13 protein-coding genes are annotated in these 15,038 nt (G+C 66.2%); 10 read left to right on the forward strand and 3 right to left on the reverse strand.

Annotation, left to right across the window (positions count from 1 at the left end; translation table 11 throughout):
- Positions 1–75: 75 nt before the first annotated feature.
- Positions 76–999 carry a LysR family transcriptional regulator gene (locus tag AAE027_RS03225; protein WP_370990439.1) on the forward strand — a complete coding sequence of 308 codons (924 nt, stop codon included), beginning with the start codon at positions 76–78 and terminating at the stop codon, positions 997–999.
- A 185-nt stretch (positions 1,000–1,184) separates the two neighbouring features.
- Here AAE027_RS03225 and AAE027_RS03230 read toward each other — a convergent pair whose 3' ends face one another.
- Positions 1,185–1,805, reverse strand: coding sequence for a glutathione S-transferase family protein (locus AAE027_RS03230; protein ID WP_128935576.1), 621 nt, complete (start codon positions 1,803–1,805; stop codon positions 1,185–1,187).
- 128 nt (positions 1,806–1,933) lie between these two features.
- On the opposite strand from AAE027_RS03230, the gene AAE027_RS03235 reads away from it, so the two are divergent.
- Positions 1,934–3,214 carry a flavin-dependent oxidoreductase gene (locus tag AAE027_RS03235; protein WP_370990438.1) on the forward strand — a complete coding sequence of 427 codons (1,281 nt, stop codon included), beginning with the start codon at positions 1,934–1,936 and terminating at the stop codon, positions 3,212–3,214.
- A gap of 177 nt (positions 3,215–3,391) precedes the next feature.
- Here the strand turns inward: AAE027_RS03235 and AAE027_RS03240 are convergent, their stop codons facing one another.
- Positions 3,392–3,811 carry a PaaI family thioesterase gene (locus AAE027_RS03240; RefSeq protein ID WP_128935578.1) on the reverse strand — a complete coding sequence of 140 codons (420 nt, stop codon included), beginning with the start codon at positions 3,809–3,811 and terminating at the stop codon, positions 3,392–3,394.
- A 69-nt stretch (positions 3,812–3,880) separates the two neighbouring features.
- On the reverse strand, positions 3,881–4,981 hold the full coding sequence (mutY, locus tag AAE027_RS03245; RefSeq protein WP_370990437.1) for an A/G-specific adenine glycosylase: 1,101 nt from the start codon (positions 4,979–4,981) through the stop codon (positions 3,881–3,883).
- A gap of 161 nt (positions 4,982–5,142) precedes the next feature.
- Here mutY and AAE027_RS03250 point away from each other — a divergent pair, with 161 nt between their 5' ends.
- From AAE027_RS03250 to AAE027_RS03285, 8 genes are all read left to right on the forward strand, one after another.
- Positions 5,143–5,634, forward strand: a complete 492-nt coding sequence (locus AAE027_RS03250) for a DUF721 domain-containing protein (RefSeq protein ID WP_370990436.1) — start codon at positions 5,143–5,145, stop codon at positions 5,632–5,634.
- A gap of 138 nt (positions 5,635–5,772) precedes the next feature.
- Positions 5,773–6,444, forward strand: a complete 672-nt coding sequence (locus AAE027_RS03255) for a DsbA family protein (protein ID WP_091894218.1) — start codon at positions 5,773–5,775, stop codon at positions 6,442–6,444.
- Positions 6,445–6,660: 216 nt separating this feature from the next.
- On the forward strand, positions 6,661–10,125 hold the full coding sequence (smc, locus tag AAE027_RS03260) for a chromosome segregation protein SMC (RefSeq protein ID WP_370990435.1): 3,465 nt from the start codon (positions 6,661–6,663) through the stop codon (positions 10,123–10,125).
- 110 nt (positions 10,126–10,235) lie between these two features.
- A complete protein-coding gene (locus tag AAE027_RS03265; RefSeq protein ID WP_370990434.1) occupies positions 10,236–11,213 on the forward strand; it encodes a small ribosomal subunit Rsm22 family protein in 978 nt (325 codons plus the stop codon).
- A gap of 138 nt (positions 11,214–11,351) precedes the next feature.
- Positions 11,352–11,912, forward strand: coding sequence for a LemA family protein (locus AAE027_RS03270; protein ID WP_370990433.1), 561 nt, complete (start codon positions 11,352–11,354; stop codon positions 11,910–11,912).
- A gap of 33 nt (positions 11,913–11,945) precedes the next feature.
- Positions 11,946–13,181, forward strand: a complete 1,236-nt coding sequence (locus tag AAE027_RS03275; RefSeq protein ID WP_370990456.1) for a M48 family metallopeptidase — start codon at positions 11,946–11,948, stop codon at positions 13,179–13,181.
- Positions 13,182–13,376: 195 nt separating this feature from the next.
- Positions 13,377–14,129, forward strand: coding sequence for a P-loop NTPase family protein (locus AAE027_RS03280; RefSeq protein ID WP_091894228.1), 753 nt, complete (start codon positions 13,377–13,379; stop codon positions 14,127–14,129).
- Positions 14,130–14,188: 59 nt separating this feature from the next.
- Positions 14,189–14,857: a hypothetical protein gene (locus AAE027_RS03285; RefSeq protein WP_370990432.1), complete on the forward strand. Its 669-nt coding sequence runs from the start codon at positions 14,189–14,191 to the stop codon at positions 14,855–14,857.
- Positions 14,858–15,038 lie beyond the last annotated feature (181 nt).

The following is a 15,038-nucleotide window of genomic DNA, read 5'->3' on the forward strand; positions in this document are numbered from 1 at the left end:
GGTGGCAACACGGAGAACATCGCCGCTCAACGAGAATTCTTCAAATCGATAGCGAATATGATATCTATTCACCTCATGAATTTGAATTCGCTTGACCTCAATTTGCTGACCGCCCTCGACGCACTGCTGCGCGAGGCCAATGTCAGCCGCGCCGCACTTCGGATCGGCCTGTCGCAACCGGCGGCGAGCCATGCGCTCCAGCGCCTGCGCGACATCTTTGCCGATCCGCTCTTGGTGCGCACCGGCGCGCGGATGGAGCTGACGCCCCGGGCCGAGGCGCTCCGCGCACCGCTGGCCCACGCGCTCGACCAGGTGCGCGGGTTGTTCGTGCCTGAGGATTTCGACGCGGCGCGCAGCGAACGGCAATTTCGCCTGATGATGCCGGACCTGGCGGTCGAGCTGTTGATGCCGCCGTTGATGGAGAAGGTGACGCGCCTTGCGCCCAACGTCCGCATCGAGATCGTGCCGTGGCGCGGATCTGCGATCTTCCACGCCGAGTTCGCCCGCACCATCGACCTCGTGATCTCGATCGGCAACGCCTTCAAGGGCTTTCACCGCCAGCTGCTTTACACCGACAGCGACGCGCTGGCGGTGCGGCGCGGCCATCCGATGGCTGCGAAGCTAATGCGGCGCGAAACGTTCCTGGCCGCACGCCATGTCGGCGTCATCATCCGCGGCAGCGCTGAGGACCTGATCGACACCTGGCTGCGCAGCAAGGGCATCGAGCGGCACATCTCATTGGTGGTGGCAGGCTATCTCGAAGCGCTGCACGTCGCCGCCCGCACCGACCTCGTCGCCTTCGTGCCGCGAAGGCTGATCGCGGCGCTGTCGAAGCAGCTCGGCCTCGTCACGGTGACGCCGCCGCTCGACCCTGGGATCGACGAGCAGTTCATGTTCCATCCGACGCGCGCGCAGATGGACCCCGGCTCGATCTGGCTGCGGCGGCTGATGCTGGAGACGGGGCGGGAGCTGGAGAAGGAAAAGCGGCGTGTCCGGTAGTATGCAGCTTCAAAACAAATGGTGTCGTCCCGGCCTAGTGCGCAATTGCGCACGGGGGCCGGGACCCATAACCACTGGGAGCAGTTTGGCGAAGACTGGTCGTACGCCTACCGATCGCAATCGATAGATTCCGCGGTATGGGTCCCGGCCTTCGCCGGGACGACAGCGGAGTATGTGGCCGCGCGCTACGCCTTCTGCGCGTCCATCACCTTGCGCACCGCGGGCCGATCCGACATGCGCTTGAAATGATCGGCGATCTTCGGCGTCGCGTTGATGTCGACGCTGTCGCCTTCGAGCCAGGTCGAGAGCGTGTAGAGATAGGGATCGCAGATCGTGAACTGCTCACCCATCACCCAGGGCCCTCTGAACATCTTCTGCTCGATCAGGGCGAAGCAGGCCGCCATGGTCTTCGGGACCATCGCCTTCATATCGGCGAACGAGCTCTCCTGCGTCGCCCAGCGCGCGCCGCGCATCTTGTGGGCATGGTTGATGTGCACGGTCGAACAGAGATAGGAGTTGAACGACTGCACCTGGGCGAAATCGAAGGGATCGTCGAGCGGCGCGAGCTTCGCCTTGGGAAAGGTCTGCGCGATATAAGCCAGCATCGCCGGCGTCTCGGTCAGGATCCCGCGATCGGTCACCAGGGCCGGCACGCGGCCCTTCGGGTTGATCGCGAGATAGTCCGGACTGTTCTGCTGGTTGTCCTTGAAGCTCAGCCGCTCGGCCGTGTAGTCGGCGCCAACCTCCTCCAGGGTGATGTAGGTGGCGAGCGCGCAGGTGCCGGTGGCGTAATAGAGCTTGAGCATGTCGGACCTCCTGGGAAAGCTGGAAATTAGCGGCTGTCGGCCGTCAGGTCCATAGCACGAGCCCCTCTTCGCAGTTGCCCACCGCCGCCCGCCTATGCCAAGACGCCCGCAGTCGGAGGGGTTTTGTCATGACGGTACTCATCGCCGGTGGCGGCATCGGCGGGCTGACGCTTGCGCTCAGCCTGCACGGAATCGGCGTTCCCGTAAAAGTGCTCGAGAGCGTCGCGGAATTAAAGCCGCTCGGCGTCGGCATCAACGTGCTGCCGCATGCGGTGCGCGAGCTGATCGAGCTCGGTTTGATGGACAAGCTGGATGCCAGCGGCGTGCGCACCCGCGAGCTCGCCTATTTCTCCAAGCACGGCAAGCCGATCTGGAGCGAGCCGCGCGGGCTGGAGGCCGGCTACAAATGGCCGCAATTCTCGATCCATCGCGGCACGCTCCAGCAACTCCTGCTCGACACCACGGTCGAGCGGCTCGGCCGCGAGAACATTCTCACCAGCCATCATTTGACCGGCTGGACCGAGACGGCGGATGGCGTGCGCGCCGACTTCATCGACAAGGCGACCGGCAAACCCGCCGGGACCTACGACGGCGCGATCCTGATCGCCGCCGACGGCATCCATTCCGCCGCGCGCGAAAAGCTGTACCCGGGCGAAGGCGCGCCGATCTGGAACGGCCGCATCCTCTGGCGCGGCGTCACGCCTGCGAAGGCCTTCCTCAGCGGCCGCACCATGATCATGGCCGGTCACGAAATCCTGAAATTCGTCTGCTACCCGATCTCGAAAGAGCCGGATGCGGCGGGCAATCACCTCATCAATTGGGTGGCCGAGCGCCACATGCCGCCGACCTATCAATGGCGCCGCGAGGACTATAACCGCACCGCGCGGCTGGAGGAGTTTCTGCCCTGGTTCGAGAGCTGGACGTTCGACTGGCTCGACGTGCCCGGCCTGATCAAGAACTGCCCGCACGCCTATGAATATCCGCTGGTCGACCGCGATCCGGTGTCGCAATGGACGTTCGGCCGCGTCACGCTGATGGGCGATGCCGCACATCCGATGTACCCGATCGGATCGAACGGCGCCTCGCAGGCGATTCTCGATGCCCGTGTCATCACGCGTGAAATCATGGCGCATGGACCGACGGAAGCCGCGCTGCTCGCCTATGAGGCCGAGCGGCGGCCCGCGACCACCGACCTCGTCCTGCTCAACCGAAAGAATGGCCCCGAGCAGGTGATGCAGCTGGTCGAGGAGCGCGCGCCCGACGGCTTTGAGGTCGTCACCGACGTGCTGTCGCAGAAGGAGCTGGAAGAGATCGCCGCGAATTACAAGCGCGTGGCGGGATTCCAGGTCGAGGCGCTGAATGCCAAGCCGGCGATCGTGAACGCAGGCGCGACGCGCGCGGGGGCGTGAGTTTTTGCTGATCGTCGAGCCGCGCGTTCCTCTTCACCTCTCCCCGCTTGCGGGGAGAGGTCGGATTGCATCGAAGATGCAATCCGGGTGAGGGGGTACAGGTCTCTCGACAATCTCCCGTGTGGAGAGAAGCCCCTCGTAAGAACGGGGCGAGGGAGTGAGAGAGCGGTGCACACCTCACTTCACCACCCTCGCCGCCTCCAGCAGCCGCTCGCTCGCGCTCGCCGTCGCCAGCACGGTGCCGTCCTCCGCCGTCAGCTTGCCCTCGACGAACGCAATGGTCTTGCCGAGCTGCGTCACCCTGGCCTCACCGATGATCGGGCCGGGCTTTGCGGGGCTGAGGAAATTCACGGTCATGCTGATGGTGGTGGTGTAGAGCCGGCCCTCGCTCATCACGAGCACGGCCGGGCCCATCGTGTCGTCGAGCATGGCCGAGAGCATGCCGCCCTGGATGAAGCCTGCGGGATTGCAGAACTCCGGCTTGCCTTCGAAGCCGAGCTTGATCCAGCCCTCCTGCGGGCGGGCATCGAGCAGGCGCCAGCCCAATAGCTCGGCGCAGGGCGGCTTTCGAAAGTTGTCCAGCGCAGTCTTGACCATACGAACCTCCGTTGCCGTCGAAGGGGATAACGCAGGCCTGCTGCCAGCATGATGTCAGCAGGGTGGGCGCTAGAGATCCAATCCATGCGCGATCACCTTGCGCATGAGGTTGGGGAGCGCTTCGCCGGCAAGCGTGGCGATCGGCACCCAGCGCATGCCACCGGGCGCGCGGGTGCGGGCCTCCGCCTTCGCCGTGTAGACGATCAGCTCCAGCGGAAAATGCGTGAAGACGTGGGTGACGACGCCCACCTTGCGCTGCCAGCGCGTCAGCCCCTTCAGCTCCGGCGCCTGCAGCTTCGCCGCCGCATCGTCCTGGCCGGCGAGCCAATCCGAGCCGGGGACTTCGGTCATGCCGCCGAGCAGGCCCTTTTCCGGTCTTGAGCGGACGAGCAGCTCATCGCCGCGCGTGACGACGAAGGCAGCACCGCGCCGAAGCGTTCCGCTCTTCTTCGGCGCCTTGCGCGGAAATGTTTCCTGCGTGCCTTGCGCACGTGCGATGCAATCCTCGTTGAGCGGACACAGCGAGCAGGCAGGCTTCTTCGGCGTGCAGATCGAGGCGCCGAGGTCCATCAGCGCCTGCGCACTGTCGCCGGCACGAGAATCCGCCAGCAACGTCGCGGCCAGCTGCTGGATCAGCGGCTTGGCCTGTGGCAGCTCCTCCTCGACCGCGAACAGGCGCGACACCACCCGCTCGATGTTGCCATCGACCGGCATGGTGCGGCGATCGAACGCGATCGCGGCGATCGCGGCCGCCGCGTAAGGCCCGATGCCCGGCAGCGCGCGCAGGCCTTCCTCTGTGTCGGGAAAGACGCCGCCATGCCCGCGCGTCACTGCGACCGCGCAGGCATGGAGGTTGCGCGCCCGCGAGTAGTAACCGAGCCCGGCCCACATCCGCAGCACGTCGTCGAGCGAGGCCCGCCCTAGCGTCGTGACGTCGGGCCAGCGCGCGACGAATTTTTCGAAGTACGGGCCGACCGCCTTTACCGTGGTCTGCTGGAGCATGATCTCCGACAGCCAGACGCGATAAGGGTCCGTTGCCTCGCCCGGCACTGCCCGCCAGGGCAGCCGGCGGCGGTGGCGGTCGTACCAAGCGAGTAGGAGTTTCGGGCGCGATGAGGCTTTCGACTGAACTGGTTCCGACTTGGCCATGAGGGCAGATCTGGGGCTCATGGCTACACTGTAGCGGCAACGCGCCGGTCTCTCCACGTCATGCCCGCGCCTGTCGCGGGCATCCACGTCTTTCTTCGCGGCAAGACATGGATGGCCGTGACAAAGCCCGGCCATGACGGCAGCAGTTCCTGAGGCATCGCGCACGGTGCTATAAGGGCCCGATGTCCAAATTCCCTCCCAAGCCCGGTCCCATCAGCGCCAAGCCGCTCTCGCTCCTGCTCAACGACGTCTTTGCCGAGGCCTATGCCAAGCAGGGCTTTGCGGCGCGCGAGTTGGTGACGCGGTGGGCGGAGATCGCCGGGCCGGAGATCGCGGCCCATGCCGAGCCCTTGAAGATGCAATGGCCGCGGCCGGTGGAGGGCCAGCCGCAGGAGCCGGCGACGCTGGTGCTGCGGGTCGAAGGGCCGATGGCGCTGGAGATCCAGCATTCGGCCGATGTGATCCTGGAACGGGTCAACCGCTTCTTCGGCTGGAGCGCGGTCGGCAAGCTGGCCTTCCGCCAGGCCCCCCTGTCGCGCGCCCGGCGGCGGGTGCGGCCCGGCCCGCCGGATCCCAAAGCGGTGGCCAAGGTGGCGGAGAGCCTGGGCGATATCGAAGATGAACAACTCAAGACGGCGCTGGCGCGGCTCGGGGCCGCCATCAAGCGAAATTGAGCCTTATTCCGCCGCTAATCTGGACCCTGACTTGCCGCTCGCCATTGCCTCAAACGACGTTTCAAGCTAGCGACAGGCCGCCCGAGCGGGAACTCGATAGACCCCTGGGGCGACACCTTGCCAATCCGGGAGCCGACCTTGATCATCACCCGCCGCGCCTTCACCACGATGCTGTCGCTGACCGGGCTTGCCGCGCTCGCCGGGCTCTCGCCGCTGCGGTTCATCTCCGAGGCCATGATCCCTGAAGCAATGGCGCAATCCGCCGCGGATGTGGCCAAGCCGGTGTCGTTGCCCGACATGGCGCTCGGCCCGAAGGATGCCGCCGTCACCATCACCGAATACGCCTCGATGACCTGCCCGCACTGCGCGGCCTTCAACGAGCAGGTGTTCCCCAAGATCAAGAAGGAATACATCGACACCGGCAAGGTGCGTTACATCTTCCGCGAGTTCCCGCTCGACATCAAAGCCGCCGCCGGCTCGATGCTGTCGCGCTGCATCGCCAAGGACGACGCGCCGAAATATTTCGCCGTCACCGACATGCTGTTCCGCCAGCAGAGCGACTGGGTGATGAAGAACACCACCGAGACCCTGACGCGGATCGGCAAGCAGGCCGGCCTCACCCAGCAGCAGGTCGAGGCCTGCCTGAAGGACCAGTCGCTGCTCGACAAGATCGCCGCGGACCAGAAATACGCCAGCGACGTTCTGAAGGTGGATTCGACGCCGACCTTCTTCATCAACGGCGAGAAGATCAAGGGCGAGGCCTCGTTCGAGGAGTTCGCCAAGAAGATCAATCCGCTGCTGAAGAGCTGATTCGCAACGCCACAATCCTGATTCGCGCATCTAAAGCCGTATCATTCCCGGCATAAATCCCTTGGGAAAAACGGCTTTCGCCGGTTGCCCTCGCGGCGCACCGCGGCCATTGTCCGCCGCACGAGCCGCCTCGCGCGACTCGCCCAGACAGCGACAACGCCTTCCATGGTATTGTCCCGGCAGGGGATTCGCGCCTGCCAACAGAGATGCGTGCTTATGAAAATCACCCGCCTGCGCCTTCACGGTTTCAAGTCCTTCGTTGAGCCCACGGACTTCGTTATCGAGCCCGGCCTGACCGGCGTGGTCGGACCCAATGGCTGCGGCAAGTCGAATCTCGTCGAGGCGCTGCGCTGGGCGATGGGTGAGACCTCGTACAAGTCGCTGCGCGCCGCCGACATGGACGCGGTGATCTTCGCCGGCTCCGGCAACCGTCCCGCACGCAACCACGCCGAAGTGACGATGACGATCGACAATGCCGATCGCACCGCGCCGGCGGCGATGAACGACAGCCAGCTTCTGGAAGTCTCCCGCCGCATCGAGCGTGAGGCCGGCTCGGTCTATCGCATCAACGGCCGCGACGTGCGCGCCCGCGACGTGCAGATCCTGTTCGCCGATGCCGCCACCGGCGCGCGCTCGCCGGCGCTCGTCCACCAGGGCAAGATCGGCGAAATCATCCAGGCCAAGCCCGAGCAGCGCCGCCGTGTGCTGGAAGACGCCGCCGGTGTCGCCGGCCTGCACGCCCGCCGTCACGAGGCCGAGCTGCGGCTGAAGGCGGCCGAAACCAACCTCACCCGCGTCGAGGACGTGATCGGCCAGCTCTCCGGCCAGATGGAAGGCCTGAAGAAGCAGGCCCGCCAGGCCGTGCGCTACCGCGAGGTCGCGGCCAAGGTGCGCAAGGCCGAAGCAACCTTGTTCCACCTGCGCTGGATCGGCGCCCACGCCGACGTCAACGAGTCCGGCCAGACGCACGATCTCGCGGTCCGCGAGATGGCCGAGCGCACCCAGCACCAGGCCGAAGCCGCCCGCATCCAGGCCATTCGCGCCGCCGAGATGCCGGCGCTGCGCGATGCCGAAGCGCGCGCCGCGGCCGGGCTCCAGCGCCTCACCAATGCCCGCGAGCAGCTCGACCGCGAGGAAGAGCGCGCCAAGGAGCGCGTCGCCGAGCTCGAGCGGCGCCTCGCCCAGTTCGAGGGCGACATCTCGCGCGCCCAGCAGCAGACCATGGATGCCGATGTCGCGCTGCAGCGGCTCGACACTGAGGACGCCGAGCTGAAGGAAGAGATCAAGTCGCGCGTCGAGAAGCGCTCCGGCGTCGACGAGCGCGTCGCGGAAGCCGAGGCGGTGCTGACCGAAACCGAGCAGCGCTTCGCCGAGCTCACCACCGCGCTCGCCGACCTCACCGCCAAGCGCAACCAGCTTGAAGCCAATGTCCGCACCCATCGCGACAAGCTCGCCCGGCTCGACCAGGAGATCGCGAGTGTCGCGGCGGAAGAGCAGAAGCTTGCGCAGGAGACCGGCGGCTTCGGCGATCTCGACGAGCTGACCGCCCTGGTCGAGACCGCGGAGCAGACGCTGGCCGCTTCGGAAGCCGCGGCGCAGGCGAGCGAAGCCGCCCATGTCGCCGCGCGCCAGACGCTGGAATCCTCGCGCTCTCCGCTGGTCGAAGCCGACAAGCGCGTGCAGCGGCTCGAGACCGAGGCGCGCACGATCTCGAAGATCGTCAACGGCGAGACCAAGAATCTGTGGCCGCCGATCATCGACGGCATCACCGTCGACAAGGGATTTGAAAAGGCGATCGGCGCCGCCCTCGGCGACGATCTCGACGCGCCGGTCGATCCGTCGGCGCCGATGCGCTGGACCAATGCCGGCGTCACCGACGGCGATCCGGAGCTGCCCGAGGGCGTCGTTCCGCTCGCCAACCATGTGCAGGCGCCGGCCGAGCTGGCGCGCCGCCTGGCGCAGATCGGCGTGGTGCCGCGCGAGCGCGGCGCCGAGCTGGTCTCGCAACTCAAGACCGGCCAGCGGCTGGTCTCGCCGGAGGGCGACGTCTGGCGCTGGGACGGCTTTGTCGCCGCGGCCCACGCCCCAACCGGTGCCGCGCGGCGGCTTGCCGAACGCGCCCGCCTCGTCGACATCGAGAACGAGCTGGAACAGGCCCGCATCGACGCGCAGATCAAGCGCCAGGCGCTGGAGAACGCCGAGTCCGAGCTGCAGATGGCCGCCAGCACCGAAGGCGCCAGCCGCGAAGCCTGGCGGGCCGCGCAGCGCGAGCTCAACGTCGCCCGCGAGCGCCACGCTGGCGCCGAGCGCGAGATCAGCCGCCACGCCGCACGCAAGGCGACGCTGTCGGAAGCGCACAGCCGTCTCGCCGCCGACCGTGCCGAGGCCGAGGCGGCCTACGAATACGCCGAGGCCGGCATCTCCGAACTGCCGTCGAGCGAGGACACCGAGAACCGGCTCGCCGCCGTCCGCAGCGATATCGAAGCCCATCGCCGCATGGCCGCTCAGGTCCGCGCCGAGGCGCAGGCGCTGGCCCGCGAGGCGGAGCTCGCCGACCGCCGCGTGCAGGCGATCCTGGCCGAGCGCACCGAGTGGCAGAACCGCAAGGAGAGCGCGGCCTCCCACATCGACACCATCCAGGCCCGCATCGCCGAACTGACGATCGAGCGCAGCGAGCTCGAAAACGCACCGGCCGTGTTCGCCGAGAAGCGCAGCGCGCTGATCACCGAGATCGAATACGCCGAGAACGATCGCCGCATGGCCGCCGACGCGCTCGCCACCGCGGAAACCGCAATGGCCGAGACCGACCGCGTCGCGAAGCTGACGTTAGAGGCGCTTTCCAGCGCCCGCGAGGCCACCGCCCGCGCCGAGGAGCGCATGGAAAGCGCGCGGCGCCGGCTCGAGGACATCGAGCGCGAGATCCGCGACATGCTCGAAGTCGAGCCGCAGGCCGTCGCCAGCCTCGCCGAGATCGAGCCTGGCGCCGAGCTGCCGCCGCTGCACGACATCGAGGAAGACCTCGAAAAGATGCGCCGCGACCGCGAGCGCCTGGGCGCAGTCAACCTGCGCGCCGAGGAAGAGCTGCGCGAGGTCGAAACCCAGCACACCGGTCTCGTCACCGAGCGCGACGACTTGGTCGAGGCCATCAAGCGCCTGCGCCAGGGCATCCAGAGCCTCAACAAGGAAGCGCGCGAGCGGCTCCTGACCTCGTTCGAGATCGTCAACAACCACTTCAAGCGCCTGTTCGTCGAGCTGTTCGGCGGCGGCGAGGCCGCGCTGCACCTGATCGAGAGCGACGACCCGCTGGAGGCCGGTCTCGAAATCATCGCCAAGCCGCCGGGCAAGAAGCCGCAGACGCTGTCCCTGCTCTCGGGCGGTGAGCAGGCGCTGACCGCGATGGCGCTGATCTTTGCGGTGTTCCTCACCAACCCCTCGCCGATCTGCGTGCTGGACGAAGTCGACGCGCCGCTCGACGACCACAACGTCGAACGGTACTGCAACCTGCTGCACGAGATGACCGGCTCGACCGACACGCGCTTCATCATCATCACGCACAATCCGATCACGATGGCGCGGATGAACCGGCTGTTCGGCGTCACCATGGCCGAGCGCGGCGTCTCGCAGCTGGTGTCGGTCAGCCTCGCAGAGGCCGTGGACATTCTCGACCAGAACGTGGCGTGATATCTCTGCCGTCGGCCCGGGGCTCGCAAAGCGAGAACCCGGAATCTCGCGCTACAATCTCCAGATTCCGGGCTCGCGCTACGCGCGCCCCGGAATGACGGTGGGCCAACATGATCTCACCCACCCTCCCGGCCGAACTGAAAGCAGCCCTCGACGGCAAGCTCCAGGGCTTCTCGCGCACTGACGCCGCACAACGCTCGCAGAAAATCTCGACCACCTATCGCGCCGGCGGCGGCTCCGGCACGATCAAGTCGGAGGCCGATGCCCTCGCCTATGCGCTGGCGCGCATGCCGGCGACCTACGCCGCCGTCGCCGCAAGCCTGAATGCGCTGACCGAGATCGCACCGGACTTCGCTCCGGAAACATTGCTGGATGTCGGCGCAGGTCCGGGCACCGCCAGCTGGGCCGCCGCGGAGGCGTTTCCGTCGCTGCAGGATTTTACCCTGCTCGACGCCAACAGCACGCTCAGCCGGCTCGCGCTCGAACTGGCGCGTGACAGCTCGCGATTGTCGGACTGCCGCTATCTGCCCGGTGACGCCGGCGGTAACCTCGCCGAGGTCTCGCAAGCCGATCTCGTCGTTGCCAGCTACATCATCGGCGAGCTCAACGAAGGCGACCAGCGCAAGCTCGCGGACGCGATGTGGGCGAAAGCGCGCCACGCGCTGGTGGTGATCGAGCCCGGTACGCCAGCCGGCTACGCGCGCATCCTCGCCCTGCGCCAGCAGCTGATCGCGGCAGGCGCCTACGTCGCCGCACCCTGCCCACACGAAAAACCGTGCCCGCTCATCGCGCCCGACTGGTGCCATTTCAGCCAACGCCTGCCGCGCTCGCAGGCGCACCGGCAGATCAAGGGCGCCGAGGTGCCATTCGAGGACGAGCGCTTCATCTACGTCGCCCTGACCCGCACGCCGCCTAGAAGCCGCGCCGCGCGCGTGCTGGCGCCGCCTGATGTCGGCAAGGCCGAGATCAATACAAAGCTTTGCACCGAGGACGGTGTCGCTATCACCAAAGTCCCACGACGCGACAAGCCCGCCTATGCGGACGCCCGGCGCTGGCGCTGGGGCGATGCGATCATGTCCGAAAGTTAACCTCGTCCGGCACTTTGGCCTTGAACTTGGGTGGTTCCTGATCCGACCAAGCCTTACCTCCCCTCTGCGCCGGGCTCTCGCTTCGCGCCAATTTGGTCTACCCTAGCGCCCGCTTTCTTCCCCCTTCAGGAGTTCTCCATGTCGACCGGCTGGATCGTTCTCGGCGTCATCGTCGTCCTCGTGCTGTTCGCCTTCAGTGCCTACAACCGCCTGGTGGCGCTGAGCCAGCGCGTCGGCCAGGCCTTTGCCGACATCGACGTGCAGCTCAAGCAGCGCCACGATCTGATCCCGAACCTGGTCGAGACGGTGAAGGGCTATGCCTCGCATGAGCGCGGCACGCTCGACGACGTCATCAAGGCGCGCAATTCGGCAATGTCGGCGCAGGGACCGGCGCAGGTATCCGCGGCCGAGAACCAGCTGTCCGGCGCGCTCGGCCGGCTGATCGCGCTGTCGGAGGCCTATCCCGACCTCAAGGCCAACGCCAATTTCCAGCAGTTGGCCAGCGAGCTCTCCGACCTTGAGAACAAGATCGCGGCGAGCCGCCGCTTCTTCAACAACGCGGTCCAGGAATACAACACCGGCATCCAGCAGATGCCCGCCGCGCTGTTCGCCGGCATGTTCGGCTTCACCAGGAAGGACTTCTTCGATCTCGGCACCAGCCGTACCGAGGTCGAGGCGGCGCCGCAGGTGAAGTTCTGATTTGAGCCGATAGGCCGGCAGGGCACCCGCGTCATAGCCGCGTATGGTCTCTACACGCACATCGCCTCGAACAAGTTTCGTTCGATGCTGCTGCTCGCCGGCCTGTTCATGCTGGTCTACGTGCTGGTCTATGCCGGCGCGCTGGTCGCCGAGGTCGTCATCAACGGCAATGGCACGGTGGCCTACTATCTGAGCCGCGCCTTCGCCGACCTGCTCAAAGCCGCGCCGTTCGCGACCATGGCGGCGATCGCCTGGATCGCGATCGCCTATTTCTTCCACCAGTCGATGATCGACGCCGTGACCGGAGGCCACGACGTCACGCGGCAGGAGGAGCCGCGGCTCTACAACCTGCTCGAAAACCTCTGCATCTCGCGCGGCATCACCATGCCGAAGCTGAAGATCATGGAGAGCCCGGCGCTGAACGCGTTCGCGACCGGCCTCAATCCGCGGCAATATTCCATCACCGTCACCACCGGTCTCCTCGATGCGCTGAACGACAAGGAGATCGAGGCGGTGCTGGGCCACGAGCTGACCCACATCAAGAATGGCGACGTGCAGCTCATGGTGGTCGCCGTCATCATCGCCGGCGTGGTCGGCTTCTTCGGCGAATTGTTCTTCCGCCTGTTCACGAGCTTTGACTGGAGCCCCAGCTCCGGCGGCTCGTGGTCCTCAGGCTCCTCCTCGTCGTCGCGGTCGTCCTCGTCGTCGAGCGACAGCAAGAGCTCCGGCGGCGGCGCAATCATCGTCATCATCATCGCGGTCGTGCTGATCGTGCTGGTCTGGCTGCTGTCGCAGGTGGTCAAGCTCGCGCTGTCGCGGTCGCGCGAATATCTCGCCGACGCCGGCTCGGTCGAGCTGACGAAAGACCCCGACGCCATGATCTCGGCGCTGCGCAAGATCGAGGGCCGCGGCGAGCTGCCGGGCGCGACCTCGGCGGTGATGGAGCTCTGCGTCGACAATCCCCGCGAGGGCTTTGCCGATTTGTTCGCGACCCACCCCTCGGTGCAGTCCCGGGTCGACGCGCTGGTTAGGTTTGCCGGCGGCCGCGACCCCGGTCCCCTGCCGACGCTCACGGAGGAGACGGAAGAGCCGGGGGCGCAAGCCGACCGGCAGGACGCCCCGCCGCCGTTGCGCCATGGCCCGTGGGATGACGCCGACGGATCGGCCAGCCCGCCGCCGGTGCCGGCACCCAGTCCCTCCGGAACCGCCCCCAGCAACCCGGCGGGCAATCCAATGGGTAACTCTATGGGGCCTTGGGGCCGCCATTGAGCACCTGATTCCCGCCCCACGCGGCGAGTTTCACCGCGATTGGGAAAAACCTCGGGAATTGCCGTAACTGGGGCCTACGGAATTGAATTCTCCCTTGTTTCTGCCATGTTCACGCCCAACAGCAGACTTGGGACATCGATTTGGGGCCCGGCCGATTGCGACCTCGCGATCGGGGGCGCGCGTTAGGGGACAGCAATGGCAAAGCCGGCAGTGGTTGTGGTGGGCGCGGACAAGGGCGGGGTCGGCAAGACCACGGTGTCGCGTACCTTGCTCGATTATTTTTCCGCCAACAACGTGCCGACGCGTGCGTTCGACACGGAGTCGCCGCGCGGAACGCTGAAGCGCTTCCACCCCGACATCACCGAGATCGTCGACATGATGACGACGGCCGACCAGATGAAGATCTTCGACACGCTCAACGCGGCGAGCCCGTCGGTGACCGTGATCGACGTCCGCGCCGGCCTGCTCTCGCCGGCACTGGCGTCACTGCGCGACATCGGTTTCCTCGACGCCGCCAAGGCCGGCCAGATCACCTTCGCGGTGTTCCACATCCTAGGACCCTCGATCGCCTCGCTGGACGAGATCGCCGAGACCGCGGGTTTCATGGCCGGCGCAAAATACTTCCTGGTCAAGAACTTCATCAACGACACCCAGTTCTTCCAATGGGACCAGTCGACCTACAATTCCTACTTCCACCGCATCAAGGACGCGACCGAGCTGACCATCCCCAAGCTCAACGAAATGGCCTATGAGCAGGTCGAGGTCTCCTCCGTCCCGTTCCTGAAATTCGTCGCCAACAAGGGCATGAACGACGACGCCGCGAACTATTCCTTCGTGCTGCGCGGCTATGTCCGGCATTGGCTCGCGAATGTCTGGAGCGAGTTCGACCGGATCCGGCTGACCGACATCGTCGGTTCGAAACCCGTGACCCGCAACAGCGAAAAATAGTTGCGCAAGCAGGGCTGATACGGCTGGATTGGGCGACAAGTTCGCTCAGATAATGCGTGATGCCCGCGACACCCGTCTACATCATCTGCTCGCCCCGCCCGCAGGTCGGCAAGACCCTGCTGGCGCGGCTATTGAGCGAATTCCTGCTGCTCAAGAATGGTGACGTCGCGGCCTTCGACGTCAACCTGAAGGAGCCGTCGCTGCTGGATTACTTGCCGAAGATCACCGAGACCGCCGACGTGATCGACACCTACGGCAAGATGCAGCTGATGGACCGTGTCATCGTCGATGACGGCCTTGCCAAGGTGATCGACCTCGGCTTCCACGCCTTCGACGAATTCTTCAAGATGACCGAAGAGATCGGCCTGCTCAAGGAGGCGGCCCGCCGTCACGTCGCGCCTCAGATCCTGTTCGTCGCCGACACCGACCGCGTCTCGGCCCGCGCCCATGAGATGCTGCGTGGGCAGATCCCGCGCATGAACCTGATCACGGTCGACAACGAATATGTCGTGCGCGGCGAGCTGCCGCCCGCAATGGCCGGCGGCCGGCTGTTCCGCCTGCCCGCGCTCCCCGGCTTTCTCAAGACCTATATCGACCGGCTGACCTTCTCCTTCACCGGTTATCTGCGCCAGGAGAAGGACGCCTCGACCGAGCTGCACCAATGGACCCGGCGGAACTACATCGCCTTCCGGGAGCTCGAGCTGAACCTGATCCTGCAACGGTCCTAGAGCGGGATGAGCATCAGGCGTCTCGGTGCGACCTCTCCCCGTCGGGGAGAGGTCGGAATGCGCCTGGCGATGCGAAGCATCGTCAGTGCAATCCCGGGTGAGGGGCCGCGGCAACCAGTGAGACCGGATCCCCTCACCCGGATCGCATCTTGCGATGCGATCCGACCTCTCCCTACGGGAG

Source organism: Bradyrhizobium sp. DN3 (assembly GCF_041357655.1).
GTDB lineage: Bacteria > Pseudomonadota > Alphaproteobacteria > Rhizobiales > Xanthobacteraceae > Bradyrhizobium.

Bases quoted from the DNA above. Each gene is read 5' to 3' on its own strand.
- AAE027_RS03280 (WP_091894228.1), top strand. From the start codon at position 13,377: ATGGCAAAGCCGGCAGTGGTTGTGGTGGGCGCGGACAAGGGCGGGGTC.
- AAE027_RS03285 (WP_370990432.1), top strand. From the start codon at position 14,189: ATGCCCGCGACACCCGTCTACATCATCTGCTCGCCCCGCCCGCAGGTC.
- smc (WP_370990435.1), top strand. From the start codon at position 6,661: ATGAAAATCACCCGCCTGCGCCTTCACGGTTTCAAGTCCTTCGTTGAG.
- mutY (WP_370990437.1), bottom strand. From the start codon at position 4,981: ATGAGCCCCAGATCTGCCCTCATGGCCAAGTCGGAACCAGTTCAGTCG.
- AAE027_RS03265 (WP_370990434.1), top strand. From the start codon at position 10,236: ATGATCTCACCCACCCTCCCGGCCGAACTGAAAGCAGCCCTCGACGGC.
- AAE027_RS03235 (WP_370990438.1), top strand. From the start codon at position 1,934: ATGACGGTACTCATCGCCGGTGGCGGCATCGGCGGGCTGACGCTTGCG.
- AAE027_RS03240 (WP_128935578.1), bottom strand. From the start codon at position 3,811: ATGGTCAAGACTGCGCTGGACAACTTTCGAAAGCCGCCCTGCGCCGAG.
- AAE027_RS03250 (WP_370990436.1), top strand. From the start codon at position 5,143: ATGTCCAAATTCCCTCCCAAGCCCGGTCCCATCAGCGCCAAGCCGCTC.
- AAE027_RS03270 (WP_370990433.1), top strand. From the start codon at position 11,352: ATGTCGACCGGCTGGATCGTTCTCGGCGTCATCGTCGTCCTCGTGCTG.
- AAE027_RS03230 (WP_128935576.1), bottom strand. From the start codon at position 1,805: ATGCTCAAGCTCTATTACGCCACCGGCACCTGCGCGCTCGCCACCTAC.
- AAE027_RS03225 (WP_370990439.1), top strand. From the start codon at position 76: ATGAATTTGAATTCGCTTGACCTCAATTTGCTGACCGCCCTCGACGCA.